Source organism: Mycobacterium sp. RTGN5, assembly GCF_033804465.1.
Lineage (GTDB): Bacteria > Actinomycetota > Actinomycetes > Mycobacteriales > Mycobacteriaceae > Mycobacterium.
Genome location: NZ_JAPZLA010000001.1, coordinates 557377 through 583243, shown reverse-complemented (window position 1 = coordinate 583243; position 25867 = coordinate 557377). Strand labels below are relative to the sequence as shown.

Sequence of the window (25867 nt, the reverse complement as noted above, 5' to 3'; positions counted from 1 at the left end):
TGTGCAGCGGGTGCTCCTCCTCGGACGCCGCGACGGGGTCTGATCCAGACTGGCTTCCCGTCGCGGGTTTTCGCGATGCGCCGGTCTGAAGTCCACAACAAGACCCCCGGAGCCCAATCGTGACCATCAAGAAACCGTCCATCGAATCTGTGGACGCCTACGTATCTGCCCGCACCATCAAAACCCCTGCCGGCCCGCGCCGTGACGACCAGCCGTCCTGGAACACCCAGCGCACGTCGTCGATGCCGGTCGATCGATACCGATCGTTCGCCGCTGAAATCGAGCCGATCACTCTGCCGGACCGCACCTGGCCGGACAAGGTCATCGAGCGTGCACCGATGTGGTGCGCGGTCGATCTGCGCGACGGCAATCAGGCGCTGATCGACCCGATGAGCCCGGCCCGCAAGCGCCGTATGTTCGACCTGCTGGTCACCATGGGCTACAAGGAGATTGAGGTCGGCTTCCCGTCGGCAAGCCAGACCGACTACGACTTCGTCCGCGAAATCATCGAGCAGGGCGCCATTCCCGACGACGTCACCATCCAGGTGCTGACGCAGTGCCGCCCCGAGTTGATCACCCGCACCTTCGAGGCGTGTTCCGGAGCGCCGCGCGCGATCGTGCACTTCTATAACTCGACCTCGATCCTGCAGCGGAGGGTCGTATTCCGTGCCGGCCGTGAGGAAGTCAAGAAGATCGCCACCGATGGCGCGCGCATGTGCGTCCAGGAGGCGGCGAAGTATCCCGGCACCCAGTGGCGCTTCGAGTACTCCCCCGAGTCCTACACCGGCACCGAACTGGAATACGCCGTCGAGGTGTGCAACGCCGTCGCCGACATCGTAAAGCCGACCCCTGACGTGCCGTTGATCGTCAACCTGCCCGCCACCGTCGAGATGGCCACTCCCAATGTGTACGCCGACTCGATCGAGTGGATGCACCGGCACCTGACCCCACGTGACTCGATCATCTTGAGCCTGCACCCGCACAACGATCGCGGAACCGCCGTCGCGGCAGCCGAATTGGGCTATCAAGCCGGCGCCGACCGCATCGAAGGCTGCCTGTTCGGCAATGGGGAGCGCACCGGCAACGTGTGCCTGGTGACACTGGGGCTGAACCAGTTCTCCCGCGGTGTCGATCCGCAGATCGACTTCTCCAACATCGATGAAATCCGCCGCACCGTTGAGTACTGCAACCAGCTGCCCGTGCACGAACGGCACCCCTACGGTGGCGATCTGGTGTACACCGCGTTCTCGGGTAGCCACCAGGATGCCATCAACAAGGGCCTGGATGCGATGAAGGTCGCTGCCGATGAAGCAGATTCGGACGTCGACGACATGCTGTGGCAGGTGCCATATCTGCCGATCGACCCCAAGGACGTCGGCCGCACCTACGAGGCCGTGATCCGGGTCAACTCCCAGTCCGGTAAGGGCGGGGTGGCCTACATCATGAAGGCCGATCACGGCCTGGTGCTGCCGCGACGGCTGCAGATCGAGTTCTCCCAAGCGATTCAGCAGATCACCGACGGCGAGGGCGGCGAGGTGTCGCCCAAGGAGATGTGGGATGCGTTCGCCGACGAATACCTGTCGCCGATCCGGCCTTTGGAACGTATCCGCCAGAAGGTAGTCGGCGCCGAAGTCGACGGCGGCACGGACGTCATCGAGGCCGTCGTGAAGATCGGCGGCGTGGAGACCGAGATCAGCGGTCAGGGCAACGGGCCGCTGGCCGCGTTCGTCGACGCGCTGGGCACGGTCGGCTTCGACGTGAGCGTGCTGGACTATTCCGAGCATGCGATGTCGGCCGGCGAGGAGGCCGCGGCCGCGGCCTATGTCGAGGCGTCGATCGGTGGACGAACCGTATGGGGCGTCGGCATTGCGACGTCAATCACCACGGCGTCATTGCGGGCCGTCGTCTCGGCCGTGAACCGCGCTGCGCGAATCGGCGTCATCCCAACAAGTTAAGGAGCGGGCCGTGGACTGGGGTTCAACATGGGATTTCCTCTGGCACTTCCTGATCATCTTCGCCTGGATCGCCTACCTGCTGGTGTTGTTCCAAATCCTGGTGGACCTGTTCTGGCGTGATCACACGACGTCCGGCTGGATCAAGGCCGTCTGGGTGATCTTCCTGATCGTGTTCCCGTGGCTGACCGCGCTGGTCTACCTGGTCGCGCGCGGTCAGGGCATGGCCCAACGCGCTCGGGATGCGGCGCTGTCCGTCAAAAAGGAGACCGACGACTACATCCGGGATGCCGCCGGACGTTCGCCGGCGCAGGAAATCGAGCACGCCAAACAACTCCTGGATGCCGGGACCATCTCCCAGCAGGAGTTCGACTCCCTGAAGGCCAAGGCGCTCAGCTAGGTCCTAAACACCGCACTGAGCACACGATCGATCAGCCTGGCCGGGTCATGCCCGCCAGCCTGGTCGATCGTGAGATTGCTGAACACCAACCCGTTGAGAAGCCGGGTCAGTTGGTCGATTTGCTCGGGTGAAGCATCGATGCCGGCCGACGCCAAAATCAGTCCGGCCGTTTTCATGGCGGCGTGTTGCAGCTCGTAGATGAAGGGCTGCAATTCGGGCCGCCGCGTCGCCTCGATGAAGAATTCGAACCGGGCCAGGGTCCGTCGCTTCGCTGCTTCGTCGGGATCGGCCACCATCCGCGTCATCAGCGCGGCCACACCCGCCCGGTTCATCGGTGCGGGTAGCGCGGACTGCAGCGTTTCGACGTGCCGCCAGTGCAGGTCGACGACGTGCGCGGCGGTGGCTTCCAGCAGCGCCAGCCGGGTTCGGAAATAGTTCGATGTGGTCCCCGCAGGCAGGGCGGCACGCTCGTCGACCTGGCGGTGGGTGAGGCCGCCGATACCGACATCGACCACGATGTCAGTCGCGGTATCGAGGATGGCGGTGCGGCGTTCGGGATTTGGCGGCATCAGGGACGCAAGCGTAGCCGCCAGAACATCGTCAGCAGCGCGACGTAAAACGGCAGCAGCAGGTAGCTGAGCCACACATCGAAGAACCTCACATAGAAGCTGACATCACCCTTGATCAAGGCGCAGTAGACGTGCAACGGCACGCTGAGGGTGAAGTAGGCCAGCGACCAGGTGAAGAACACCTTGTGCGGCGTGTTCACAAAGTCGACCCGCCGCCAGATCATGATGCCGGTCACCGCGGCGTAGGTCATCGGGATGAGCAGCAGCGCATCGGTAGTCGGATTCAGCACGTACCGCAGGGTCATCTCATCACCGAAGATGATCCGGTACAGGTGCAAGGAGAACCCCAGCGCGATGGTCAGTATCGCTGCCGGCTTGAAGTAGTAGCCGTGCTCGGCGAACGCCGATCGCGGGTTCACTACGGTCGTAGTAGATGCCATGGGGTGTGACAGTACTACTACGACCGTAGTGGGTCAAGGGTGTCGACTACGGAGCGGTTGGCTCAGTGGATCGACCGCGCCGTCGTGGTCACGGCCCCCGAAACCTCGGCCGGAGCCGGCGGTGTGGGTGTCGGGAATTTCGACTCCTGCCCGGAATCAGCAGAGGTTCGGCTGAAGGTGGAGCCGTCGATGGTGGCTGTGACGGCGAATATCGCCAGCAGCGCGATTGCCGCCGCCCCAATGGTGGCGGCGAGTACTTTTTTCATGTCGAAGCTGCCTTCTGTCAAAAACAAATTGTCATTGGGCCCAACTTCAAGCTACGCCAACATATTTCGATTTCACGCAAACCTCAGGGTGTTCGGTCCAGACACACAGGAGGCTATGAGGTCAGCCTGGAGGCCGGTGCGCGTACTGGGCTACCAGGCCTGGGACCTCAGCGGCGGGGACAGGCCTGCCGAAGAAATAGCCCTGCCCGATGTCACAGTGATGCGCGCGCAACCAGTCCGCGGTCTCAGCGTCCTCGACCCCTTCGGCTACCACGGTGATCCCGAGGTTGTGGTTCAGGTCGATCACCGCGCTGACCACCGCGGCGGCCCTCGCGTCGGTGGCCACTGACGCGATGAAATGGCGGTCGAACTTGACTTCATCGATCGGCAGATCGCGCAGATAGCTCAAAGCTGAATAGCCGCTGCCGAAGTCGTCGATGGCAATCCGGACCCCGTCGTCACGCAGTCGTTGCAGCACACCGGTGACCCGGCCCACCTCGTCGAGAACCAAGTCCTCGGTGATCTCGATGGTCAGCAACCGGGCCGGGAGCTCACGTTCTCGCAGAACGGCACTCACCGCCTCAGGCAGTTGCAGGTCGCGCAGCAGTGGCGCGAACAGGTTCACCGCGACAGGGACCTCCAACCCCATCGACACCCATCGCGCGGCATCATCGAGCACTTTCTTGAAGACCAGATCGGTGACCGGACGCATCAAACCGTGCCGCAGTATCAGCGGCATAAACGCTGCCGGCCGAAGCACTTTCAGCCGCGGGTGGGGCCAGCGCAGCAGCGCTTCCACCCCGGCGACACGGCCGGTGTTCAAGTCAAGCTTGGGTTGATAGACCATCTCGAGTCCGCCGCGATCGATGGTGCGCCGCAGTTCGCCGAGTAACCGCACCTGCGCCGCGCCGGTTCCGATGGAATGGTTCTCGCCGGTGTTCGTCACTTCCTCGATGCCCGGATCGAGCAACGTCATGTCCGAGCTGAATGTGTGTACCGTCGAATTGCGTGAGCGTTTGGCGAAGTACATCGCGATATCAGCGCGCTTCACCAATTCCTCTGGCGCGAGCTCTGTTTCAGCTAGCAACGTGACTGCCATACCGGCACTGAGCCGCATCAGCACTTCGTGACCGTCGATGACGAATGGGGTGTCGAATGCCGCGATCACCTGCTCGCACACCAGGTGCGCCTCGTCGGCCCCACCCTCGAGGAGCAGCGCGAATTCGTCGCCGCCGAGCCGCGCCACGGTGTCGCCGGGCCGCACGCAACTGGCGATGCGCTCGCCCACGCGAATCAGAAGACTGTCTGCGGCAGGATGTCCCATGCTGTCGTTGATCAGCTTGAAGTCATCGAGGTCAAGCGAGACCACTGCCACCACACGGTCGTCGCGGCGCCGCAATGCCATCGCGTGCGCCAGCCGGTCCTGGAACAGAGTGCGGTTGGCCAGCCCGGTCAACGGATCGCGCAACGCCTGATCGGCTGCGGCCGTGAGTAATCGGCGGTTCTCCCAGCCAGAGAGCACCTGCCGGATGCAGAGGAACGCCATCAGCACCGGGACCCCGATCCGCAGGACACCAGTCATAACGATTGCCGGCCCGATGGTGCCGGCGAGTAACAGCGGCACATAGGGCAACCACAGGGCGATCGAGGATTGCGGTGCGCTTGTTGGTGGCGCGAGTACCCGCGGTCGGCGGCTCAGCAGCGCGGCCGCACCGAAGCACGACATCCCAAGCACCCAGCCAATACTCGTGAGATGCCCGGGGTGATAGCGGTTGGCCCCTTGCAGGAATGCGAAAGTGACCCCAGAGAACGCCATCAGGGTGACGGCGCCGAAGAGTAGCCACATCACCACCCTGTTGCCGGACCCGGATCTGGCGACGAATACCACCGCGGCCACGAACATGAACAGGATGAACAGCGGGTACAGCAGCGCGCGCCCCTGCATGACGCTGTCCACCCGAGTGGACTGGTACACGTTGCCGAGCACAACCACCCACAACACGATGAACGACGACATGGCGACGATCAGCGCGTCGAAGAGCACCCGCGTGCGCGAGCCCTGTGTCGGTTCGGCCGGGAACAGCACGAACGCGGCACAGATCAGCACGACGAATACCAGGTAGAGGAACTCCGCCGGCGACGGAAACACCGGTTTCAAGACGAGGGTGTACAGCGCCCTGGTGAGCTCCCCCACCGCCCACGCATACAGCGCGATCGCCATGGTGGTCCAGGCCGTGCGGTTTCGTCCGTGGGCGGCGCGGGCCGCAAGCGTCGAACACACGGCCGCGTAGAGACCGAAGGCAGCAAAAGCCAGCGCGTCGACGATACGAACGGTGCTGTCGCCACCCCAGTTGAAGGCGAACCCCAGGGCGAGCAGAAGACAGCTGATCGCCGAGGACAGGATGGGCAAAGCCGATCGCGGCATGCCCCTTCGATCGTCCACCTACATCACCACCCCGATGGCGATGCTAGCGAAGCGAGCCCTCAGAACAGCGCGAACTGCTGACCCTGGTCGACCGAGGGGGCGAAGTCGTCGATCCCGGTGCCGTTGGCCACCGACGCGACCGAGTCCATGAACTGCCGGTCGGACACCACCGGTACCCCGAGCTCGCGCGCCAGATACCCCTTGCCCTGCTCGGGTGTCCGCTCGTTGCAAATCACCAACGAGGTCTGCGGGTCGACGGCGTCGGCGTAGGCCAGCCCGGCGTGAATGATCCGCTCGACGAGTTCCTCGTGTGTGCGGCTCACCTCGGCTGACAATGCGACGCGCATGCCCTGGACCAGCGGGCCGCCCCGCCGGTACGGCCCGGGGTTCAGGTAGGGGCAGGGCATCCGGGAGGCCAGCATCTTCAGCGGCCGAAGTTCGTCATGGGTGACCCGACCGTTGGGCCAGCGGCGGCGCGTCGCGGGCCGCACCGGCAACCAGACCTCGCGTTCGCGGGCTCGCTGCAGAGCCGGGGCGAGTATCCGGGACAACACCAGGGCGTCGTCGAAAGCGTCGTGCGCGCGGGTCTGCGGCACGGCCCAGTGCCGGGCCAGGGTCTCCAGCCGGAGGTTCTCCAGTCCGAGGTCCAAGCGGCGGGCCAGCTCGACGGTGCACATGACGGTGTCGACCGGCAGGGCGGTCTCGGCGAGCTCGGCCTCACTGGACAGGAATGCGTAGTCGAACGCCACGTTGTGGGCGACCAGGGTGCGCCCGTGCAGCAGCTCGATGACGTCGGGGGCGATATCGGCGAACGTCGGCTGGTCCTCCAGCATCTCGGCGGTCAGGCCGTGGATGTGGGTGGGGCCGGGATCCACGCCGGGGTTGAGCAGGCTGACGACGGAATGTTCGACGCGCCCCTCGGGGTCCAGCGCCAGGGCGGCCAGGCTGATGATGCGGGCGTGGCCAGGCCGAAAACCCGTGGTCTCGACGTCGACCACGACCCAACCATCGCCCTGCTCGCGGGCGGGTCGACCCCAGGTGTGGCTCACACAGTCAGGATGGCACGCAGGTCCGACAGTGCCGGGGACATCGAATCCGTGTCGGCCGACCGCGTCCACTCCGCATAAACTTGCGTCCCAATGCCTAAGCCGACGATGACACTGCGGGGCCGCGCTGCGCTGGCCGCTGGTTCCGCCGCGCGCTGGGCCTCCCGGGCGACCGGCCGCGGCGCCGGCGCCATGATCGGTGGCCTGGTCGCGATGACCCTGGATCGCTCGATCCTCGGTCAACTCGGGACCGGCCGTCGGACCGTCGTCGTGACCGGCACCAACGGCAAGTCCACCACCACCCGGATGACGGCGGCCGCACTGGCCACTCTGGGGCCGGTCGCCACCAATGCCGAGGGCGCCAACATGGACGCCGGGTTAGTAGCCGCGCTGGCCGGCTCCCGGGACGCGTCGCTGGCCGCACTCGAGGTCGACGAGATGCACGTCCCGCACGTCGCCGACGCGGTGGACCCCGCGGTGATCGTGTTGCTGAATCTGTCGCGCGATCAGCTGGACCGGGTGGGTGAGATCAACCACATCGAGCGGACCCTGCGCGCCGGGCTGGCCCGTCACCCCGATGCGATCGTCGTCGCGAATTGTGACGACGTGCTGATGACTTCGGCGGCCTACGACTGCCCTCACGTGGTGTGGGTGGCTGCCGGCGCCGGCTGGGCCAATGACTCGGTCAGCTGCCCGCGCAGCGGCGAGGTGATCGTGCGCGACCACTCCCATTGGTACTCCACCGGAACAGATTTCAAGAGGCCCAGTCCGCAGTGGTGGTACGACGAGGCGAAAATCTACGGGCCCAACGGCCTGGAGCTGCCGATGCGGCTGTCGCTGCCGGGAAAAGTCAACCGGGGCAACGCCACTCAGGCGGTGGCTGCCGCAGTCGCGTTGGGCGCGGATCCTGCAGCGGCGGTGGCCGCCGTCTCGACGGTCGACGAAGTCGCCGGTCGCTACCGGACCGTGCCGATGGGCGAGCACACCGCGCGCATCCTGCTGGCCAAGAACCCGGCCGGGTGGCAGGAGGCGCTGTCGATGGTCGACACAGCCGCTGAGGGAGTGGTGATTTCGGTCAACGGCCAGGTGCCCGACGGTGAAGACCTGTCCTGGCTGTGGGACGTCAACTTCGAGCACTTCGAGGGTGTGCCCGTCGTCGCGGCCGGCGAGCGCGGAACCGACCTGGCGGTGCGGCTGGGCTATGCGGGCGTGCCGCATACGTTGGTGCACAACACCATTGATGCGATCGCCTCATGCCCCAAGGGGCACGTCGAGGTGGTGGCGAACTACACCGCATTCCTGCAACTGAGTCGGACGTTGGGGCGCATGCATGGCTGATTCAACGGTACGAATCGGGCTGGTGCTGCCCGACGTGATGGGCACTTACGGTGACGGCGGCAACGCCGTCGTGCTGCGACAGCGGTTGCGGCTGCGCGGGATTGCCGCCGAGATCGTCGAGATCACGCTGGCCGACCCGGTGCCCGACTCGCTAGACCTCTACACCCTCGGCGGCGCGGAGGACTACGCACAGCGGCTGGCCACCAAACACCTTCTGACACATCAGGGTTTGCAGCGCGCCGCGGCCCGCGGCGCTCCGGTGCTGGCGATCTGCGCGGCGATCCAGGTGCTGGGTCACTGGTACGAGACGTCGGCCGGTGAGCGGGTCGAGGGCGTCGGCCTGCTGGATGTGACGACGTCGCCACAGGCCAGCCGTACCATCGGCGAAGTGGTATCCAACCCGCTGCTCGACGGTATGACCAAACCGCTGACCGGTTTCGAAAACCACCGCGGTGGAACGGTTTTAGGGCCGGATGCGCGGCCGCTTGCGGCGGTGGTCAAAGGTGCCGGCAATCGCGCGGGCGACGGCTACGACGGCGCGGTGCAGGGCAACGTGATTGCGACGTATCTGCACGGCCCGTGCCTGGCGCGCAATCCCGAGCTGGCGGACTTGCTGCTGTCGCGGGTCGTCGGGCCGCTGGCGCCGCTGGAGCTGACCGAGGTCGAGCAGCTCCGCCGCGAGCGACTCGCCGCCCCCCGCCGCGCCTGATCTCCCTCGTTTCGCCGAGATTGCACTCACGCAGAAGAAGTGCGAGTAACCGTCTGCGTGGCTTCAATCTCGCGGACGGTCATGGCCACCAACCCCTCGATATCAACGCATCACGTACTCGGGCGATCACCTCATCCGGGCGGTCCTCCTTGATCACCCGCACGGCCTCCCATCCCATGCCGGCGACCAGCCGTGATCGCTTCTGATCCCACGCGTACCGGCCGCGGTCGGTGCGGTGTTGGTCCCCGTCATACTCGGCGGCCACCTTGAACTCCTCCCAGCCCATATCGAGCAGGGCGACCAAGCCCCGTTCGTCGTAGAGCGGGATCTGCGTTGTGGGCACGGGTAAGCCGGCGTCGATCAGCAATATGCGCAACCACGTCTCTTTCGGAGATGCCGCCCCGCGGTCAACGAGCGGAACGATTTCACGGAGTCGGCTGACCCCGCGGGCACCCGGGTACCGCTTGGCCAACAACAGGATGTCCTCGGCGGAGAACGAATCCGCTCGCATCAGCGCGTCCAACCTTGCGATGGCCAATGCCCTGGGGAGATACCGCCCGAGGTCGAAAGCGGTGCGAGCCAAGGTAGTGACGGGAAGACCGGCGATCCGGGTGACCTCGTCATCGACCAGAGCATCGTTGCGCACGATCAAGCCGCGCGGCGGCCGGCCGTTGTCCCAGATCAGCTCGATGGGTTCAGCAGGGTTGATCCACTCCGCCCCGTGCATAGCGGCGGCCGCAGCGCCCGCAATGGTGGCCCGCCTCCGCGACCACAGCCAGGCCGCAATCGTGCGATCCCGCAGTGAGACAGGCTGTCCGCGAGCGTGGTAAACGTCGGGCAAGAGCCTGTCGTGGAACCGCTGCAGCGCGTGGCGTGTCAGGGCACCGCTCGCCAGGGCTTCGCTGCCGATGAACACCTCGCCCATCGCGTCATCATCGGCGCGGCCACTGACATCTCGCCGAGATTGAACTCACACAGAGAGAGTGCGAGTAAGCCTCTGCGTGGCTTCAATCTCGCGAAAGAACTAGGCCATTACGCGGCGGCCGGAAAGGGCACGGCCCAGCGTCAGCTCGTCGGCGAACTCCAGGTCACCGCCCATCGGCAGGCCCGACGCGATGCGTGAGATGGTGAGCCCGGGAATGTCACGCAGGATCCGCACCAGATAGGTGGCAGTCGCCTCACCCTCGGTGTTGGGATCGGTCGCGATGATCACCTCGGTGATGTCGACCCCGTCGACGCGTTCGCCAATTCTGTTGAGCAGCTGACGAATTCGCAATTGATCTGGTCCGATACCGGACAACGGGTCCAGCGCACCGCCCAGCACGTGGTAGCGCCCGCGGAACTCACGGGTGCGTTCGACGGCCTGGACGTCCTTGGGCTCCTCGACCACACAGACCTGCGTCCCGTCGCGGCGGGCGTCGCCACAGATCCGGCAGCGTTCGGCGTCGGAGACGTTGCCGCACACCTCGCAGAACTGCACCCCGTCGCGGACCCTGCCCAGCGCCGCGGTCAGCCGGTCGATATCCGGCGGCTCCACCGACAGCAGGTGGAAGGCGATCCGCTGCGCACTCTTGGGACCGACGCCCGGCAGCTTGCCGAGTTCGTCGATCAGATCCTGGACGGGGCCTTCAAACAAAGAAGTCAGGCCTCCGGCAGACCGGGTGCGACCTGACCGGCCAGCGGACCGAGATGGGTCTGCGCCAGGATCGCGAACTGACGTGCCGCGTCGGCGATCGCGCCGACAATCAAATCCTGCAGCGTTTCGACGTCCTGGGGGTCGACGACCTTCGGGTCGATCTGCACCGCGGCGACTTCCCCGCTGCCCTTCATGGTCACCTGCACCAGCCCACCGCCGGCCTGGCCGTGCACCTCCGCGGCGGCCAGCGCCGCCTGGGCTTCCATCAGCTTCTGCTGCATTTCCTGAGCCTGCGCCAGCGCGGCCTGCAGACCCGGCATCAGCTGGTCACGCATCTCCTCCGCCCGCTCGCGAAATCCCTCCAGGTTGGGTATCTCACCGGGTTGCATGACAGTCTCCTTGCGTCTGGGTCTCGACTTGGTTGCGCCTGCGGATTAGGGCGGTCAGCGACTTCAAGCGTAGACGGCAAAGAGTTACGGTGACGCGCGTGCTTATGTCCACCCGTACGCGTGTCGTCGCCGCAGCATGCACCACCATGTTGCTGGTCGCGTCGACGGTGACCAGCCCCCTCGCCCACGCCGCACCCAACATCGCCGGGATGATCGTCTTCCTCGACCCCGGCCACAACGGCGCCAACGACGCATCGCTGACCAAGCAGGTGCCCACCGGCCGCGGTGGCACCAAGGATTGCCAGACGTCGGGCACCAGCACCAACGACGGGTTCCCCGAGCACACCTTCAACTGGGACACCGTGCTGCTGATCCGCCAGATGCTGACCCAGCTCGGTGTCCGCACGGCGATGTCGCGCGGTAACGACAACCAGGTCGCGGCCTGCGTCGACGAACGCGCCGCGATGGCCAACGCCCTGGCGCCCAACGCCGTCGTCTCCATCCACGCCGACGGTGGCCCGACGACCGGCCGCGGCTTCCACGTCAACTACTCCAACCCGCCGCTGAACCAGGCGCAGTCCGGCCCGTCGGTTCAGCTCGCCAGGATCATGCGCGACCAGATGGTGGCCTCCGGGCTGCCTGCCGCCAACTACATCGGCTCCGACGGCCTCTACGGCCGCTCCGACCTCACCGGGCTGAACCTGGCCGAATACCCCTCGGTGCTGGTCGAATGCGGCAACATGAAAAACCCCGCCGACTCGGCACTGATGGAAAGCCCGGAGGGCCGTCAGAAGATCGCGGCGGCTGTGGTCCAGGGCATCACCGCGTTCCTGGCCACCCAACCTGCCAGGACCAGTTAGGCGGCCCGCGCCAGCTAGCTCTCGACAGTCTTCTTCAGGTTGGCCAGCACCTCGTCCTGAATCCGGCGCAGGCCCAGTGGTGCGAAGGTCTTCTCGAAGAAGCCCCCGATGCCGCCCGCGCCGGTCCACGTGGTCTTGACGGTGACGCTGGAGCCCGGGCCGGACGGTGCGACGGTCCAGTTGATCACCATCGACGAGTTCGCGTCCTTCTCGATGACGGTGTGACCGGCGACGTCGACGGCGACCTGCACCTCACGCACCCGCGACTTGGTGGCCTGCAGCTTCCACTTCGCGACGGTGCCCGGGCCCTGACCACCCTGCAGCACCTGGTACTCGCTGTACTGCGGTGACAGGATCTTCGGGCGGACGCCCTGGTAGTCGGCGATCGCGGCGAGCACGGTCGCTGGTTCGGCGTCGATCAAGATCGTGCTGGCGGCGCTGACCTGTCCCATCAGGTAATACTCCTCGAGTGAAGGTGGTTCGGTGTGATCCACCAGCCATGCGGTCGCATCGGCTGTGGCTGCGGACTAGCGTAGTCATGTGCCTGTTTCCGCAGCACTGACAGCTCACGCCAAGGGTGTGGACCGGCTGCTGGCCAGCTACCACGCCATCCCTACGAACGCTTCGATACGCCTGGCCAAACCCACGTCCAACCTGTTCCGCGCACGCGCCAAACGCAACGCCCCCGGACTGGACACCTCCGGACTCACCGGCGTGATCTCCGTCGACCAGGCCGCCAAGACCGCCGACGTCGCCGGAATGTGCACCTACGAAGACCTGGTGGCCGCGACCCTGCCCTACGGTCTGTGCCCGCTGGTGGTCCCGCAGCTCAAGACGATCACCCTCGGCGGTGCGGTGACCGGGCTCGGCATCGAGTCGGCGTCGTTCCGCAACGGATTGCCGCACGAGTCGGTCATCGAAATGGACATCCTCACCGGCTCCGGTGAAGTGATCACCGCCAGCCGCGAGCATCACCCCGACCTGTTTCGAAGCTTCCCCAATTCCTATGGCACCCTTGGCTATTCGGTGCGACTGCGGATCGAGCTGGAACCGGTCAAGCCGTTCGTGGCGCTCAAGCACCTGAGGTTTCACACGCTGGCCGACCTGGTCGCGGCGATGGACCGCATCATCGAGACCGGCGGATACCAGGGCACGCGCGTCGACTACCTCGACGGCGTGGTGTTCAGCGCCGACGAGAGCTACCTGTGCCTGGGCATGCAGACCGCCACCGCCGGCGGCGTCAGCGACTACACCGGCCAGGACATCTACTACCGGTCCATTCAGCACTCCGACGGTGTGAAGGACGACCGCCTGACCATCCACGACTACCTGTGGCGTTGGGACACCGACTGGTTCTGGTGCTCGCGCGCGTTCGGGGCGCAGAACCCGAAGCTTCGCCGGTTCTGGCCACGGCGCTACCGGCGCAGCAGCTTCTATTGGAAGCTCATCGGCTACGACCAGAAGTTCAACATCGCCGACCGGATCGAGGCCCGCAACGGCCGCCCGCCCCTGGAACGCGTGGTCCAGGACGTCGAGGTGCCGATCGAACGGACCGAAGAGTTCCTGGAGTGGTTCTTGACCGACGTTCCGATCGAACCGCTCTGGCTGTGCCCGCTGCGACTGCACGACACGGGAGGCTGGCCGCTGTACCCACTGCGGGCGGGTCACACCTATGTGAATATCGGATTCTGGTCATCGGTGCCCGCGGGACCGAGCCCTGGCCACACCAATCGGCTCATCGAAGAGAAGATCAGCAGGCTCCACGGCCACAAGTCGCTGTATTCCGACGCTTTTTACACCCGTGAGGAGTTTGACGACCTCTACGGTGGCGAAACCTACAAGACAGTAAAAAAGACCTACGACCCCGATTCGCGGCTGCTCGACCTCTACGCAAAGGCGGTGCAACGACAATGACGACCGACCGTGACAACGCAGCCCATGTGCCAGGCAGGTTCAGCCTGTCCGAAATCCTGGAGATCCTCGCCGCCGGCGGCGAGCTGCCGCTGAAGTTCACCGCGTACGACGGCAGCACCGCCGGCCCTGCCGATGCCGAGCTGGGCCTGGACCTGCTCACGCCGCGCGGCACCACCTACCTGGCCACCGCCCCGGGTGATTTGGGCTTGGCCCGGGCCTACGTCGCCGGTGACCTGGAGATGCACGGCGTGCACTCCGGGGACCCCTACGAGCTGCTCCGGGCGCTCGCCCAGAACCTCGACTTCAAGCTGCCGCCGCCGCGGGTGCTGGTCGATATCGTGCGCTCCATCGGCATCGAGCACCTCAAGCCGATCGCCCCGCCGCCTCAGGAGGCGCTGCCGCGGTGGCGCCGCTTCGCCGAGGGCCTGCGCCACAGCAAGAGGCGCGACGCCGACGCCATCCACCACCACTACGACGTGTCCAACACGTTCTACGAGTGGGTGCTCGGCCCGGCGATGACCTACACCTGCGCCTGCTATCCCAGCCTGGACGCGACGCTGGAGGAAGCGCAGGAGAACAAGTACCGCTTGGTGTTCGAGAAGCTGCGCCTGCAGCCGGGCGACCGGCTACTCGACGTCGGCTGCGGCTGGGGTGGCATGGTTCGCTACGCGGCGCGGCAAGGGGTGAAAGCCATCGGCGTCACGCTGTCTCGAGAGCAGGCCGTCTGGGCGCAGAAGGCAATCGCCGAACAGGGGCTGGCCGATCTGGCCGAGGTACGCCACAGTGACTACCGCGATGTGGTGGAGAGCGGTTTCGACGCGGTGTCCTCGATCGGCCTGACCGAGCACATCGGCGTGGCCAACTACCCGGCGTACTTCGAGTTCCTGCACACCAAGCTGCGCACCGGCGGCCTCCTGCTCAACCACTGCATCACCCGCCCGGACAACAAGACTGGCCCCAGCGCCGGTGGTTTTATCGACCGCTACGTCTTCCCCGACGGGGAGCTGACCGGCTCCGGGCGCATCATCTCCGAAGCCCAGGACGTGGGTCTGGAAGTGGTTCACGAGGAGAACCTGCGTCACCACTACGCGATGACGCTGCGCGACTGGTGCCGCAACCTCGTCGAGCACTGGGACGAGGCCGTCGAGGAAGTCGGCCTGGCCACCGCCAAGGTGTGGGGCCTCTACATGGCCGGGTCGCGGGTTGGCTTCGAAACGAATGTGGTTCAGCTGCACCAGGTGCTGGCGGTCAAGCTTGACGAACGGGGCGGCGACGGCGGGCTGCCGCTGCGCCCGTGGTGGACCTCCTGACCTTCTGGTTGGGAGTTAAACGGCCGACCCGGGCAGCTGGCCGCCGCAGCGATTCTTGATGTCTACCAACGGTTGTCGGATGCTGGTGATGTCGGTTGCCGTTTGCGGGTTGGCGGCCATGTAGGCCTTTACCCGGTCGAGCACCTGGGCCCGAGGAACTCCGGCCATGCTGGTGAAGAAGGCATTGACGTCAGGATGAGTGAACAGGTAGGCCGAGGTCGCGGCCTGCACACCCATCCGCACACCTTCCATATCGGCGGCCGTGCAGTTCGGCGGCGGCGGTGGCACATCAGGATCTGCTGCCGCAGAAGGACTTTGGCCGAACATGGCGACAGCGATCGCGCCGCATCCGGCGAGCGTAGCCATTAGTCGACGAGTCTCGATGCTCATGCGTCGACGGTAGGGGCCTGCGCGCAGGCGCGCTCCGCAGCACAGGAAAGACACAGAACCCGTCGGGCAGGTTCACAGGGTGCACACCGAATCGCCAAGCCCCGGCGTCACTTCAGGGGCGGTCAGCGGATCCACAGCGCGTCGCGTGCGTCCGTGCCGATTCTGGATGGCGAGGCCTTCCCGCGCCCAATACTCGAATCCTCCGATGAGTTCGCGCACCCGGGTGTAACCCAATTCGGTGAGAGTGAGGGCGGCGCGGGTCGAGCCATTGCACCCCGGCCCCCAGCAGTACACGACGATGTCCGCACTTAAATCCGGCAGCTCGAGGCGGGCACGCTGGCGCAGTTCGTCGCCAGCGATGTGCCTGGCACCCGGGATGTGGCCCTGGTCCCATGCGGCCAGCGACCGGGTGTCCACCACGACCGGCGATACCCCTGCCTGGCGCGCTGCGGCGAGGTCGGCAGGGTCGGTCTCGAACGCGAGTTTGGCGGCGAAGAACTCTCGGGCAGTCACAGTCATACCTACGATCGAACATCGCCGGGCGTCCAGCCGGAACGGGTGATCGACGGAAATCGAGCCGATGTACCGGCGAACCGATGGGATCATGGCGCGTGTGCCGAATAATCAGCGGATGACTCTCGATCACACCGACGAGTTGATTCTCGTTTCACTGCAGACCGATGGCCGCATCAGCATGGCCGATCTCGCCAGGGCCGTCTCGTTGTCCCCCAGCTCGGCGGCCGATCGCGTGCGGCGGCTGGTCGACGCGGGAATCATCACGGGATACACCGCCACCGTCGACGCCCAGGCCCTGGGGTACGCGATCACCGCGTTCGTGCGCTTGGCCTTTCCTTCCGGCAACTACAAGCCCGTCCACGACCTCCTCGCAGTACTCCCGGAAGTCGTTGAGGCCCATCACGTCACCGGAAACGACTGCTTCATCATGAAGGTTCTCGCCCGGTCGATGACCGACCTCGAACGGATCACCGGCAAGCTCGCCACGCTGGGGAGCATCACCACGAGCGTCGTCTATTCCAGTCCGCTTCCGTCACGACGAATCCCCCCGGCGTGAGCCGCTCCCGTCAGAGCGTCGCGGGCAGCTGATCCAGATCGGCAAAGAAGCCCGCCACATCGGAATCGGCGAACGGCTTGAATCCGCCAAAGATGGCCTCGGGCTTCGGCTGCCACGCGACGAGAGCGTCGAGCAGGGTGTGCAGAACACTCTCGTCGAGGCCATCGCGCACCACGATCACAGCACCGGTGGCGTTGTCGTAGCGGCCGATGATCTTCGTCGTGTCGGCGTTGGCCGGCGTGGACTTCCAGACGTCTTCGAGCACGATTGTGGCGCGCACGTCGCCGGAGACGACGGCGTCGATCTGTCCCTGCCAGGGCGGGGTTGGCCGCAGGGTGCCGACGTCGTCGAGTGAACATCCGATGCGCTGCAACAGAATTGCCAGCGCGAAGTAGCTCGAGCTGCACGACCGGTTGATGTACCCGAATGACGCTCCGGCGAGGTCGGCAATGCCGGTGGCGGGATCGTCCTTGCGCACCACCACAACGCTCGGAAGTGCCGTTCCCCCGGTGAATTTCGACGTGACGATCGCAAAGCCGCGGTAGTACCGATCGCCGGCCGCCCACACTCGGTGGAAATCCGCGATCGGCATGAACACGATGTCGGGCTCGTGAGCGGCCACACTACGGTCCAGCTCTGGCAGGTCCGTGGTGGTGGACGTGGTGATGCCCACCCGGGGCAGGAACTCACTCCACGGCTTCTCGTCGGGGTGCAGCCCCAGGTTGTCGTCGATCAGGAAGCTGGGCACGCGGATCGTCAGCCGTCGATCTTGCGGGCGCCCAACTCGCTCTGCAACAGCTCGAGGGCCACTTCCTCGGGATCGCGCCGCGGGGCGGCGTCGTCGTCGCGACCGACCTCGGCGATCATGCTGTTCTCTTCAGCCAGTTGCGCTTCGACCGGGTCGGACTCAGGCTCCGGCGGCAGCGGCTCGGCATCCTGCACCGGCTGGCCGAGGCCGACCTCACAGCGCACCCGCCAGTCCACGCCGAGCGCGTCCTTGAGGGCATCGCGGATGACGTCGGCGTTGCGTTGTTCACTCAGCCGCTTGGCCAGTGGCGCCGACGGGTGTCCCAGCACCAAGGTGTCACCATCGACGGCCCGAACGATCGCGGCATCCAGCATGGCGTAGACCGGCTTACTGCGGTCACGGACCTTCTCGCGCACCGTCGGCCACATGCTGCGCACGGCCGCGGCACCAGGCTCACCGGCGGCGGCAGCCGCGGGTGGCGCGGCGGGCTCGGTAGCGGGCGGCGGTGGCACGGTCGGTTCGGCCACCGGTTCAGGCGTCGCGACGGGCTCAGGCCTCGCGACGGGCTGGGGCGCAACGGGCTCAGGCCTCGCGACGGGCTGGGGCGCGACCGGCTCTGGCGTGGCGACGGGCTCTGGCGTGGCAACCGGTTCCGGCCGGACGGGCTCGACGACCGGTTCGGGCCGCACGGCTGGTTCCACCTTGGCGACCGGTTCCACCTTGGCGGCTGGCTCGGGCCTGGCGGCTGGCTCGGGCGTAGGCGTCGGCGTCGGCGTCGGCTCGGCAGCGGGCGGTGGCGCCTGCGTCTTACGCACGAACTGCTTGGCCGGCGCGGCGGCCGGTGCGCCATTGCTCATCGCGGCCTCGCCCGCGGGTATCGAAATGTCCATCCTGGTCTCGATGCGCTCGATGCGCTGCAGCAGTGCCGCCTCGGTGTCACTGGCCGACGGCAGCAACAACCGCGCACAGACCACCTCCAGAAGCAGTCGCGGGGCCGTCGCGCCGCGCATCTCCCCCAGTCCGGCGTGCACCACCTCGGCGTACCGCGTCAGCGTGGCGGGGCCGACGCGAGTGGCCTGGTCACGCATCCGGTCCAGGATGTCATCGGGCGCATCGACGACACCTCGGCTGGCCGCATCCGGAACCGCTTGCAGCACAATCAAATCCCGGAACCGTTCGAGCAGGTCGGTGGCGAACCGGCGCGGATCGTGACCGGCGTCGATCACCGACTCCACCGCGCTGAACAGCGCAGCGGCATCGCCGGCGGCCAGCGCGTCCACCGCATCGTCGATCAGCGCTACGTCGGTGGCGCCCAGCAGCGCCAGCGCCCGCTGATAGTGCACGTGGTTGTCCTGGGCACCGGCGAGCAGCTGGTCAAGCACGCTCAACGTGTCGCGGGGCGAGCCGCCACCGGCGCGGATCACCAGCGGGAACACCGCATCGTCGATCTTGACGTCCTCGGACGCACAGATCTTCTCGATCAGCGAGCGCATCGTGCGGGGTGCCAGCAGCCGGAACGGGTAGTGGTGGGTGCGCGATCGGATCGTCGGCAGCACCTTCTCCGGTTCGGTGGTGGCGAACACGAAGATCAGATGCTCGGGCGGCTCCTCGACGATCTTGAGCAGCGCGTTGAAACCAGCGGTGGTGACCATGTGCGCTTCGTCGATGATGAAGATGCGGTAGCGCGACTGTGCCGGCGCGTAGAACGCCCGGTCCCGCAGCTCGCGGGTGTCGTCCACACCGCCGTGGCTGGCGGCGTCGAGTTCGGTGACGTCGACGCTGCCGCCGCCGTTGGGGGCCAGCGCCACGCACGAGTCGCACACCCCGCACGGCGTCGGCGTCGGGCCCTGCTCACAGTTCAGCGAGCGAGCGAGGATGCGCGCCGACGACGTCTTTCCGCAGCCGCGCGGACCGGAGAACAGGTACGCGTGGTTGATCCGATGCGCTGACAGCGCGGTGGACAGTGGTTCGGTGACGTGCTCCTGGCCCACCACCTCGGCAAAGGTTGCCGGCCGGTACTTGCGGTAGAGCGCCACGGGTGAAGGTTACCGACCTTGGGTGACAGCGGTGGCGCCCAGCAGGGACTCGGTGGCGGCCAGCAGCGCACAGGTGGCCAGCCCGTCGATCGCGTCGGTGAGATCCGACACCGGCGGGAACGTCGGCGCAATGCGAATGTTCTTGTCGTCCGGATCTTTTCGGTACGGGAACGACGCGCCCGCCTCGGTGACCGCAATGCCGGCGTCCTTGGCCAGTGCGACGGTGCGCTTGGCCGTCCCTGGCAACACGTCGAGGCTGATGAAGTAGCCGCCCTTGGGCTCGGTCCAGGAGGCGACCTTGGACTCGGACAGCCGCTTGTCGAGGATGTCGAGAGCCAGCGCAAACTTCGGCGCCAGCAGCTGCTGATGGCGCAGCATGTGCAGGCGCACCCCGTCGGCGTCGGAGAAGAACAACAGGTGCCGCAGCTGGTTGATCTTGTCAGGGCCGATCGACTTCTTACCGGCGTACTGCAGATACCAGGCGATGTTGCCCAGCGAGCCACCGAAGAAGCTCACGCCGGCCCCGGCGAAGGTGATCTTCGACGTCGAGGCGAACACGTAGGGCCGGTTCGGGTGACCGGCCGCCTCCGCCAGTCCGAGGATGTCGACCTGCCGGGGGAAATCCAGAGTCAGAATGTGCACCGCGTAGGCGTTGTCCCAGAACAGCCGGAAATCCGGTGCGGCAGTCTGCATTTGCACCAGCCTGCGGACCACTTCCCAGGAGTAGGTGGTTCCGGTCGGGTTCGAGAACATCGGTACGCACCACATGCCCTTGATCGCCGGGTCGGCGGCGACGAGCTCCTCGATGAGGTCGACGTCGGGGCCGTCCTCGAGCATCGGAACACTGATCATCTCGATGCCGAAGCTCTCGGTGATCGCGAAGTGGCGGTCGTATCCCGGTGCCGGGCACAAGAACTTGACGACCGGCTCCTCGATCCACGGCCGCGGCGAGTCCACGCCGCCGTGCAGCAACGAGAACACGATGATGTCGTGCATCAGCTCCAGGCTGGCGTTGTTGCCGGCAATCAGGTTGGGCACCGGGATGCCGAGCAGCTCGCTGAACACTGTTCGCAGCCCGGGCAGTCCGTGCAGGCCGCCGTAGTTGCGGGTGTCGGTGCCGTCCTCGTCGCGGTACTGCTCGGCGGGCAGGCTCAGCAGCGCGTTGGACAGGTCGAGCTGCTGTGCCGACGGCTTGCCGCGGGTGAGGTCCAGGGACAGCTTCTTGGCCTGCAGGTCGGCGTAGTTCTGCCGCTGCAATTCATGCTGGGCTTGCAATTCGTCGGGGCCCAGGGACAAAAACGACACCGTGCGCCTTTCAAGAGGGGGACCCCGCGCACCCGCCAGAGCCCATTGACCCTTGCTGCCTTCCGGCCCTGGGGGAGTTCACAGGATAGACGCCGCGCGGGGTCCATCGCGAGTGTAATACCCGCCGGGTGCCGGCCCGTCAGGCAGCCGGGGCGAGAGCCTTCCTCAGTCGGCTACCATTGCCGACGGAGGATTCGCCTAGTGGCCTATGGCGCTCGCCTGGAACGCGGGTTGGGTTAATAGCCCTCAGGGGTTCAAATCCCCTATCCTCCGCACCTGTCCGAGGTGCGATCGGGGGATCAAAGCGCCTGGTCGCACCTCGGATTTTCGCCTGAGGAGGGGTATGCGCGTCGTCGCGACAGCAGCGCACATCGCGTTGTGGGTACTGTCCGGCGTCCTGTACTTCCTGTTCGTCCTGCCGCGGTGGTGGGAGTTGATGGGCGACACGTCCCACACGCTGGGCACCGTGCTCCGCATCGTCACCGGCGTGCTGATCGCGCTGGCCGCCCTGCCCGTCCTGCTCACCCTGCTGCGAACCCGCCAGCCTGAGCTCGGTACGCCCCAGCTGGGGCTGCGGCTGCGGGTGTGGTCGATGATCCTGTACGTGCTGGCCGGCGTATTGATCGTCGGGGCAGCGGTCGCCGAGATCTGGGTCAGCCTGGACAAGGGCGGACCATGGTTGTTCGGGGTGTATGGCGCGGCCGCCGCGATCGCGATCCTGGCGTTGCTGGCGTTCTACCTGGCACGCACCGCCGAGCTGCCGGCCAAGGCGCCAAAGCCCAAGAAAGAGAAGAAGAAGCGCGGCAAGACGGCCGAGGCTGACGCGTCCGACGGCGAATCGGCCGACCAGCCCGCTGCAGCCGAAGAGATCGAAGAGACCACCGCGATCGAAGAGACGGCAACCGAGGACGAGCCGGCCGAGGTGTCGGCCGCCGAGACAGTGACAGAGGCAGAGGCAGACGCCGACTCCGCCGGCGGCCTGCGCAACAAGCGTCCGACCGGAAAGACGAATCATCGGCTGCGTCGGCGCAATCAAGGCACCGTCGCGGTCGACGAGTCGGAGTAACCGGCCCCGCGTCGAGATCGACGTTTTGGCGCAATTCTCTCGAACTTCTCCGCCCAATCGTTGGTTTGGGCGGTGGGCGCGCCCCCTATGCTGAGCGAGTGCACAACACCTCCCCCTATCGGGTCGTCCAGTGGACGACCGGCAATGTCGGCAAAAGCTCCGTCCAGGCGATCACTGCCAATCCCACCCTCGAACTCGTCGGCTGTTATGCCTGGTCAGACGCGAAGTCTGGCCGCGACGTCGGGGAACTGGTCGGCATCGAACCGCTGGGAGTCACCGCGACCAATGACATCGACGCCCTGCTGGCGCTGAAGCCGGACTGCGTGATCTACAACCCGATGTGGATCGATGTCGATGAGCTGGTCCGGATCCTGTCGGCCGGCGTCAACGTGGTCGCCTCGGCGTCGTTCATCACCGGTCAGAACCTCGGCGCGGGCCGCGCCCGCATCGAAGAGGCATGCAAAAGCGGTGGGTCGACGATGTTTGGTTCAGGCGTGAGCCCCGGCTTCGCCGAGCTGCTGGCGATCGTCGCCGCCACCGCGTGCGATCGCGTCGACAAGGTCATCATCCAAGAAACAGCCGACACCACCCTGTACGACTCCCCCGAGACAGAGCGCCCTGTCGGATTCGATATGGCGATCGACGATCCCGCACTGCAGCCGATGGCCGCCAAGGGCACCGCGGTGTTCGCCGAGGCCGTGCAATTGGTTGCCGACTCGCTCGGTGTCGAGCTGGACGAGATCAAATGCGTGTCCGAATACGCGCAGACCACTGAGGATCTGCCGATGGCGTCGTGGACCATCAAGGCCGGCCACGTGGCCGGTGTCTACGCCAGCTGGCAGGGTATCGCCAACGGCAAGACCGTCATCGACATCAACGTGCGGTGGAAGAAGGGCCAGACCCTCGAGCCCGATTGGCAGCTCGACGGTGATGGCTGGAAGATCACCATCGAGGGACGCCCGACCGTCAATATGCAGGTCGGGTTCCTGCCGCCGCCCGACATGATCGAGAACGCCAAGACGCTCGAGGATTTCTTCGTGCTCGGCCACATCATGACCGCGATGCCGCCGATCCATGCCATCGCCGCTGTCGTCGCGGCTCCGCCGGGAATCGCGACCTATAACGACCTCAACCTGCCCAAGGCCCGCGGCGTCGTGCCGTCAAGCTAGACGCAAAGGCCGCCACTCAGATAACCGAACGGGCCGGTGGCCTGCACGCAGGCCGACGGTTGCCCGAAGTAAAACGGGCCACGCCAGTCATGGGGTCCGCGATCGTCGTCTCGCCAGTCGTCGTGCCCGTGGCCGTGGCCCGGGTCCGCGGAGGCAAAGCCGGCGCCAAAGCCAAGGCCGGCCAAACCCAGCGCTCCGGAGAGTGCCGCTGCTGCTGCGATTTTCGTCAGTGTCATCGTGCTGATCCTTTACGACTTGAGGCGCCCCGACCCCGTCGCACGTTTAGCAACAAGGGGCACTTTAGTCGAATTCCTGCACGCACCAACAACTTACGGAGGCGTCAGCCACACGAAAGTTTGCCATCGGGCCGCACCGATTATTGCTACGGCTCCGGGGTGATGACCGCCGGCGTCTGCAGAGTCAGGCCGATATTGGAGATGTTGATGACACCGAACGCGGTGAAGTTCTCGTACGCAGTCGCCGAGCTGGTGATCTGCAGCGTCAGATCTCCCGGGGTGACCGGGTCATCCGAGGTATAGACGATGTTCTCCATGTCGACGCTCACGCTGCGGCTGCGCCCATCCAGCGTCACCGCCACCGGCGTGACGAGGTTGCCCACCACCAAGCCGGTGTTGTTGTCCACCAGCTGGGCGTAGACGAAGCGGCTGTTGCCGAGACCCTGGTAGTCGAACGTCAACGTCGGCGCGCCGACCGTCTGATCCAGCCCGGTGAGGTCGAGATTGACGTTGATGGCATTGCGGGCCTTGGACGCCAACCCCAGCGAATAGGGAATCGAGGCCTTCGGCGCCGGCCCCGAACCACCGACGATCGGCACGAGGCCCAATGTGCCGCCGGAAGCCCCGGTGGCCGCGGTGAAATTCGAGCCGAAGAACTGGCTTCCTGCGGTCGGCAGGTAGGTGGACTGGAACCAGTTCCCGTTCTGGTCGGTGTACTGGAAGTTCGGCGACGCCAACACCACATCGCCCTTGACGTACTCGTCCAGCCAATTCAGCGCCGCGTCCAGGTTGCGGGTGCCGGTGGTGTCGGGCTTCGTCAGGCAGACCCCGTGGCCGGTGCAGGACCAGATCATCTTGGCGGGCACGCCCGGCTGCAGCGCCTGCGCGTTCTGGATGGCCTGCTGCAGGGTGAACAAGACGTCGATCGTGCCCTGCTCGAACAGCGTGGGCGCGGTGATGTTGCCGACCACGAAATCGGGCCCGCTGCTGGACAATACGGCCTGCGCGGTATTGCTGATGAAGCCCGTCAGGATGCCGCTGATGACGCCCAGATAGATCTGGTTGTTGATCCGCGCATTGCTCAACACCAGCGACAGTAAAAGCAGTGAGGAATAGGCGGTCTTGAAGGCGCCGTCGGGGTAGAGCGCCTCGTTCAGCGAGTTCCACGCGATGCCCGGCACGATGGCGTCGATGCGGGAATCGGTGCCCGCCGAGGCCAGCTGGATGCCACCGCCGTAGGAGCCGCCGACCATGCCCACCTTGGGATCGTTGGGCGCGTTGAGATCCGAGGTGGGTTGCGTCGCAATCCAATTGATCATCGCTTTGACATCGCGGCCCTCGAACGCGGGGCTGTCGAGCTGCAGGATACCGCCGGAGGCGAATTCCCCGCGGGGATCCCAGGAGACGACGTTGTAACCGTCGTTGCGCAACGATTGCACGCCGGGGGTGAGCCCGCTGATCCCGTATGGCGTATAGGGATCCGTCTGGCCGGCGGTCGCCAGGCCGGGGCCGTTGAGGACGGTCGGTGCCAGGTCTCCGGCCGGGACTCCGTCGGGTCCCAGCGTCGAGGCCGGGAACCAGTTGAGACTGATCAGTGTGCCGTCGAAGGACGGCATCTTGTAGGTGAACGCCAGCGGATCGCCGAGCGGGTTATCAAGCCCGGGATTCGGCACGAACGTGACCATCTGGGAATACCCGATCACGGGAGCCAGGAGCTCACCGAGGATCGGGGTCCGGTGCAGGACGACAATCACCTGTCCGGCGAGGCCGCCCAGGATCGGGATGCTTTCGATGATCTTGTCGAACTGGGTCTTCTCGGCCACCAGGATCTTGAACTGCTCACTACCCGTGGTGAGGATCGATTGGTTGGGCAGATAGGTGAAGTTGCCGAGTACGTAGTTGGTGTCGTTCACGTTCGAGAACGTGAGCTTGCCACCCGCACTCGGACCACTGATCAGGGTGTAGGTGAGCGGGTTGGTCGACGTTGTCGTCGCTCCGGTGCTGCCGTTGTAAATACCGTCGATGATGCCCAGCGACTGGTTGATGCTGATGGGGTTGCTGAGCGTCAGCGACGCCGTGGCCAACGCCGACGTCATGCTGTGGGCCGCGGCGGTCTCCCGGCGCTGGAGCGCCGCAAAGGCAAGGGCCAGTGGCGAATCAGCGGGCACCGTCGGCAGTCCGCCGGACAACTGATCGGCCGCAGTGTGCACCGCCTTGGTCAGGCGGGTGGCAATAGGCGTGGCCGACACCGACTGCGCGGTCGCACTTGGCGAGTTTGCCGTCAGCTCAGCTGAACCGGCTCCGCCCGACGACGCTGCCGTGACCGTCTGGCCTTGGCCTGCCCCGGAGTTCGACTGCTTCGCACTGCTCTTGGCGCCACCGGTACTTCCGGTCTGACTCGATCCGGCCGTCCCGGATCGCTTCGACGATGCAGTGGCGTGGGACGAGCCCTTGGCCCCCGCACTCGAGGAGCCGGATGTCGAGGAATTCCCGCCTCCCGCCGACGATCCCGCCGGGTTGTCAGCCCATGCGACCCCGTATCCCGTGGAGAACAGTGCGGCACCGACTCCGAGAGCCACCGCCAATCCGCC

26 protein-coding genes, 1 tRNA gene and 1 other RNA gene are annotated in these 25867 nt (G+C 65.9%); 11 read left to right on the top strand and 17 right to left on the bottom strand.

Annotation, left to right across the window (positions count from 1 at the left end; all coding sequences use genetic code 11):
• Positions 1 to 140: 140 nt before the first annotated feature.
• Positions 141 to 1955: a 2-isopropylmalate synthase gene (leuA, locus tag SLQ31_RS02725; RefSeq protein ID WP_413641862.1), complete on the top strand. Its 1815-nt coding sequence runs from the start codon at positions 141 to 143 to the stop codon at positions 1953 to 1955.
• A gap of 10 nt (positions 1956 to 1965) precedes the next feature.
• Entirely contained in the window at positions 1966 to 2352 is a 387-nt protein-coding gene (locus SLQ31_RS02720; RefSeq protein WP_319429437.1) for an SHOCT domain-containing protein, read from the top strand.
• Here the strand turns inward: SLQ31_RS02720 and SLQ31_RS02715 are convergent.
• The 5 genes from SLQ31_RS02715 to SLQ31_RS02695 all read right to left on the bottom strand — a co-directional run bounded on the left by SLQ31_RS02715 (position 2349) and on the right by SLQ31_RS02695 (position 7101).
• Positions 2349 to 2921, bottom strand: a complete 573-nt coding sequence (locus tag SLQ31_RS02715) for a hypothetical protein (RefSeq protein ID WP_319429436.1) — start codon at positions 2919 to 2921, stop codon at positions 2349 to 2351. The genes SLQ31_RS02720 and SLQ31_RS02715 overlap by 4 nt on opposite strands.
• Complete coding sequence (locus SLQ31_RS02710) at positions 2921 to 3361, bottom strand: hypothetical protein (protein ID WP_319429435.1); 441 nt, start codon at positions 3359 to 3361, stop codon at positions 2921 to 2923. The genes SLQ31_RS02715 and SLQ31_RS02710 overlap by 1 nt, the downstream gene beginning before the upstream one ends.
• 62 nt (positions 3362 to 3423) lie before the next feature.
• On the bottom strand, positions 3424 to 3627 hold the full coding sequence (locus SLQ31_RS02705; protein ID WP_319429433.1) for a hypothetical protein: 204 nt from the start codon (positions 3625 to 3627) through the stop codon (positions 3424 to 3426).
• Positions 3628 to 3748: 121 nt separating this feature from the next.
• Positions 3749 to 6070, bottom strand: coding sequence for a bifunctional diguanylate cyclase/phosphodiesterase (locus tag SLQ31_RS02700; protein ID WP_319429430.1), 2322 nt, complete (start codon positions 6068 to 6070; stop codon positions 3749 to 3751).
• A gap of 41 nt (positions 6071 to 6111) precedes the next feature.
• Positions 6112 to 7101: a DEDDh family exonuclease gene (locus SLQ31_RS02695; protein WP_319429429.1), complete on the bottom strand. Its 990-nt coding sequence runs from the start codon at positions 7099 to 7101 to the stop codon at positions 6112 to 6114.
• A gap of 105 nt (positions 7102 to 7206) precedes the next feature.
• On the opposite strand from SLQ31_RS02695, the gene SLQ31_RS02690 reads away from it, so the two are divergent.
• Both SLQ31_RS02690 and SLQ31_RS02685 read left to right on the top strand, forming a co-directional pair.
• Entirely contained in the window at positions 7207 to 8436 is a 1230-nt protein-coding gene (locus SLQ31_RS02690) for a Mur ligase family protein (RefSeq protein WP_319432780.1), read from the top strand.
• Entirely contained in the window at positions 8429 to 9145 is a 717-nt protein-coding gene (locus SLQ31_RS02685; RefSeq protein ID WP_319429427.1) for a type 1 glutamine amidotransferase, read from the top strand. Before SLQ31_RS02690 ends, SLQ31_RS02685 begins: the two co-directional genes overlap by 8 nt.
• 79 nt (positions 9146 to 9224) lie before the next feature.
• Here the strand turns inward: SLQ31_RS02685 and SLQ31_RS02680 are convergent, their stop codons facing one another.
• The 3 genes from SLQ31_RS02680 to SLQ31_RS02670 form a co-directional block, all read right to left on the bottom strand.
• Complete coding sequence (locus SLQ31_RS02680) at positions 9225 to 10070, bottom strand: hypothetical protein (protein WP_319429425.1); 846 nt, start codon at positions 10068 to 10070, stop codon at positions 9225 to 9227.
• Positions 10071 to 10169: 99 nt separating this feature from the next.
• The gene (recR, locus tag SLQ31_RS02675; RefSeq protein ID WP_319429423.1) at positions 10170 to 10781 is read right to left on the bottom strand and encodes a recombination mediator RecR; all 612 of its coding nucleotides are present in this window, start codon (positions 10779 to 10781) and stop codon (positions 10170 to 10172) included.
• A gap of 5 nt (positions 10782 to 10786) precedes the next feature.
• Complete coding sequence (locus SLQ31_RS02670) at positions 10787 to 11116, bottom strand: YbaB/EbfC family nucleoid-associated protein (protein ID WP_319432778.1); 330 nt, start codon at positions 11114 to 11116, stop codon at positions 10787 to 10789.
• Between the two features lie 158 nt (positions 11117 to 11274).
• Between SLQ31_RS02670 and SLQ31_RS02665 the strand changes: the two genes are divergently transcribed.
• Positions 11275 to 12030: an Rv3717 family N-acetylmuramoyl-L-alanine amidase gene (locus tag SLQ31_RS02665; RefSeq protein ID WP_413641859.1), complete on the top strand. Its 756-nt coding sequence runs from the start codon at positions 11275 to 11277 to the stop codon at positions 12028 to 12030.
• A gap of 14 nt (positions 12031 to 12044) precedes the next feature.
• On the opposite strand, the gene SLQ31_RS02660 is transcribed toward SLQ31_RS02665, so the two are convergent.
• Positions 12045 to 12482 (bottom strand): SRPBCC family protein, encoded by a 438-nt coding sequence (locus tag SLQ31_RS02660; RefSeq protein WP_319429421.1) that lies wholly within the window; start codon positions 12480 to 12482, stop codon positions 12045 to 12047.
• Positions 12483 to 12570: 88 nt separating this feature from the next.
• Between SLQ31_RS02660 and SLQ31_RS02655 the strand changes: the two genes are divergently transcribed.
• Positions 12571 to 13944 carry an FAD-binding oxidoreductase gene (locus SLQ31_RS02655; RefSeq protein WP_319429420.1) on the top strand — a complete coding sequence of 458 codons (1374 nt, stop codon included), beginning with the start codon at positions 12571 to 12573 and terminating at the stop codon, positions 13942 to 13944.
• Complete coding sequence (locus tag SLQ31_RS02650) at positions 13941 to 15254, top strand: class I SAM-dependent methyltransferase (protein ID WP_319429418.1); 1314 nt, start codon at positions 13941 to 13943, stop codon at positions 15252 to 15254. Before SLQ31_RS02655 ends, SLQ31_RS02650 begins: the two co-directional genes overlap by 4 nt.
• A 15-nt stretch (positions 15255 to 15269) precedes the next feature.
• Here the strand turns inward: SLQ31_RS02650 and SLQ31_RS02645 are convergent, their stop codons facing one another.
• Complete coding sequence (locus SLQ31_RS02645; protein WP_319429416.1) at positions 15270 to 15644, bottom strand: heme-binding protein; 375 nt, start codon at positions 15642 to 15644, stop codon at positions 15270 to 15272.
• Positions 15645 to 15716: 72 nt separating this feature from the next.
• Complete coding sequence (locus SLQ31_RS02640; protein WP_319429414.1) at positions 15717 to 16163, bottom strand: rhodanese-like domain-containing protein; 447 nt, start codon at positions 16161 to 16163, stop codon at positions 15717 to 15719.
• A gap of 112 nt (positions 16164 to 16275) precedes the next feature.
• Between SLQ31_RS02640 and SLQ31_RS02635 the strand changes: the two genes are divergently transcribed.
• Positions 16276 to 16716 (top strand): Lrp/AsnC family transcriptional regulator, encoded by a 441-nt coding sequence (locus SLQ31_RS02635; RefSeq protein ID WP_319429412.1) that lies wholly within the window; start codon positions 16276 to 16278, stop codon positions 16714 to 16716.
• 10 nt (positions 16717 to 16726) lie between these two features.
• On the opposite strand, the gene SLQ31_RS02630 is transcribed toward SLQ31_RS02635, so the two are convergent.
• From SLQ31_RS02630 to ffs, 4 genes are all read right to left on the bottom strand, one after another.
• Positions 16727 to 17464 (bottom strand): phosphate/phosphite/phosphonate ABC transporter substrate-binding protein, encoded by a 738-nt coding sequence (locus tag SLQ31_RS02630; RefSeq protein WP_319429411.1) that lies wholly within the window; start codon positions 17462 to 17464, stop codon positions 16727 to 16729.
• Positions 17465 to 17472: 8 nt separating this feature from the next.
• On the bottom strand, positions 17473 to 19500 hold the full coding sequence (locus SLQ31_RS02625; protein ID WP_319429409.1) for a DNA polymerase III subunits gamma/tau: 2028 nt from the start codon (positions 19498 to 19500) through the stop codon (positions 17473 to 17475).
• 9 nt (positions 19501 to 19509) lie between these two features.
• Complete coding sequence (locus tag SLQ31_RS02620; protein WP_319429407.1) at positions 19510 to 20805, bottom strand: aminotransferase class I/II-fold pyridoxal phosphate-dependent enzyme; 1296 nt, start codon at positions 20803 to 20805, stop codon at positions 19510 to 19512.
• Between the two features lie 12 nt (positions 20806 to 20817).
• An RNA gene (ffs, locus tag SLQ31_RS02615) (signal recognition particle sRNA small type) lies at positions 20818 to 20914 on the bottom strand.
• Between the two features lie 78 nt (positions 20915 to 20992).
• Here ffs and SLQ31_RS02610 point away from each other — a divergent pair.
• From SLQ31_RS02610 to SLQ31_RS02600, 3 genes are all read left to right on the top strand, one after another.
• Positions 20993 to 21078: transfer RNA gene (locus SLQ31_RS02610), tRNA-Ser, on the top strand.
• 70 nt (positions 21079 to 21148) lie between these two features.
• Positions 21149 to 21871 (top strand): hypothetical protein, encoded by a 723-nt coding sequence (locus SLQ31_RS02605; RefSeq protein ID WP_319429405.1) that lies wholly within the window; start codon positions 21149 to 21151, stop codon positions 21869 to 21871.
• 98 nt (positions 21872 to 21969) lie between these two features.
• Entirely contained in the window at positions 21970 to 23040 is a 1071-nt protein-coding gene (locus tag SLQ31_RS02600) for a dihydrodipicolinate reductase (protein WP_319429403.1), read from the top strand.
• Here the strand turns inward: SLQ31_RS02600 and SLQ31_RS02595 are convergent.
• Both SLQ31_RS02595 and SLQ31_RS02590 read right to left on the bottom strand, forming a co-directional pair.
• Positions 23037 to 23276: a hypothetical protein gene (locus tag SLQ31_RS02595; protein WP_319429401.1), complete on the bottom strand. Its 240-nt coding sequence runs from the start codon at positions 23274 to 23276 to the stop codon at positions 23037 to 23039. The two genes, SLQ31_RS02600 and SLQ31_RS02595, sit on opposite strands and share 4 nt — an antisense overlap.
• A 146-nt stretch (positions 23277 to 23422) precedes the next feature.
• Entirely contained in the window at positions 23423 to 25855 is a 2433-nt protein-coding gene (locus tag SLQ31_RS02590; RefSeq protein WP_319429399.1) for a CocE/NonD family hydrolase, read from the bottom strand.
• Positions 25856 to 25867: the final 12 nt, after the last annotated feature.

Bases quoted from the DNA above. Each gene is read 5' to 3' on its own strand.
- SLQ31_RS02690 (WP_319432780.1), top strand. From the start codon at position 7,207: ATGACACTGCGGGGCCGCGCTGCGCTGGCCGCTGGTTCCGCCGCGCGC.
- SLQ31_RS02650 (WP_319429418.1), top strand. From the start codon at position 13,941: ATGACGACCGACCGTGACAACGCAGCCCATGTGCCAGGCAGGTTCAGC.
- SLQ31_RS02645 (WP_319429416.1), bottom strand. From the start codon at position 15,644: ATGAGCATCGAGACTCGTCGACTAATGGCTACGCTCGCCGGATGCGGC.
- SLQ31_RS02595 (WP_319429401.1), bottom strand. From the start codon at position 23,276: ATGACACTGACGAAAATCGCAGCAGCAGCGGCACTCTCCGGAGCGCTG.
- SLQ31_RS02605 (WP_319429405.1), top strand. From the start codon at position 21,149: ATGCGCGTCGTCGCGACAGCAGCGCACATCGCGTTGTGGGTACTGTCC.
- SLQ31_RS02665 (WP_413641859.1), top strand. From the start codon at position 11,275: ATGTCCACCCGTACGCGTGTCGTCGCCGCAGCATGCACCACCATGTTG.
- SLQ31_RS02685 (WP_319429427.1), top strand. From the start codon at position 8,429: ATGGCTGATTCAACGGTACGAATCGGGCTGGTGCTGCCCGACGTGATG.
- SLQ31_RS02715 (WP_319429436.1), bottom strand. From the start codon at position 2,921: ATGCCGCCAAATCCCGAACGCCGCACCGCCATCCTCGATACCGCGACT.
- SLQ31_RS02635 (WP_319429412.1), top strand. From the start codon at position 16,276: ATGACTCTCGATCACACCGACGAGTTGATTCTCGTTTCACTGCAGACC.
- SLQ31_RS02640 (WP_319429414.1), bottom strand. From the start codon at position 16,163: ATGACTGTGACTGCCCGAGAGTTCTTCGCCGCCAAACTCGCGTTCGAG.
- SLQ31_RS02680 (WP_319429425.1), bottom strand. From the start codon at position 10,070: ATGGGCGAGGTGTTCATCGGCAGCGAAGCCCTGGCGAGCGGTGCCCTG.
- SLQ31_RS02660 (WP_319429421.1), bottom strand. From the start codon at position 12,482: ATGGGACAGGTCAGCGCCGCCAGCACGATCTTGATCGACGCCGAACCA.
- SLQ31_RS02670 (WP_319432778.1), bottom strand. From the start codon at position 11,116: ATGCGTGACCAGCTGATGCCGGGTCTGCAGGCCGCGCTGGCGCAGGCT.
- SLQ31_RS02710 (WP_319429435.1), bottom strand. From the start codon at position 3,361: ATGGCATCTACTACGACCGTAGTGAACCCGCGATCGGCGTTCGCCGAG.
- SLQ31_RS02705 (WP_319429433.1), bottom strand. From the start codon at position 3,627: ATGAAAAAAGTACTCGCCGCCACCATTGGGGCGGCGGCAATCGCGCTG.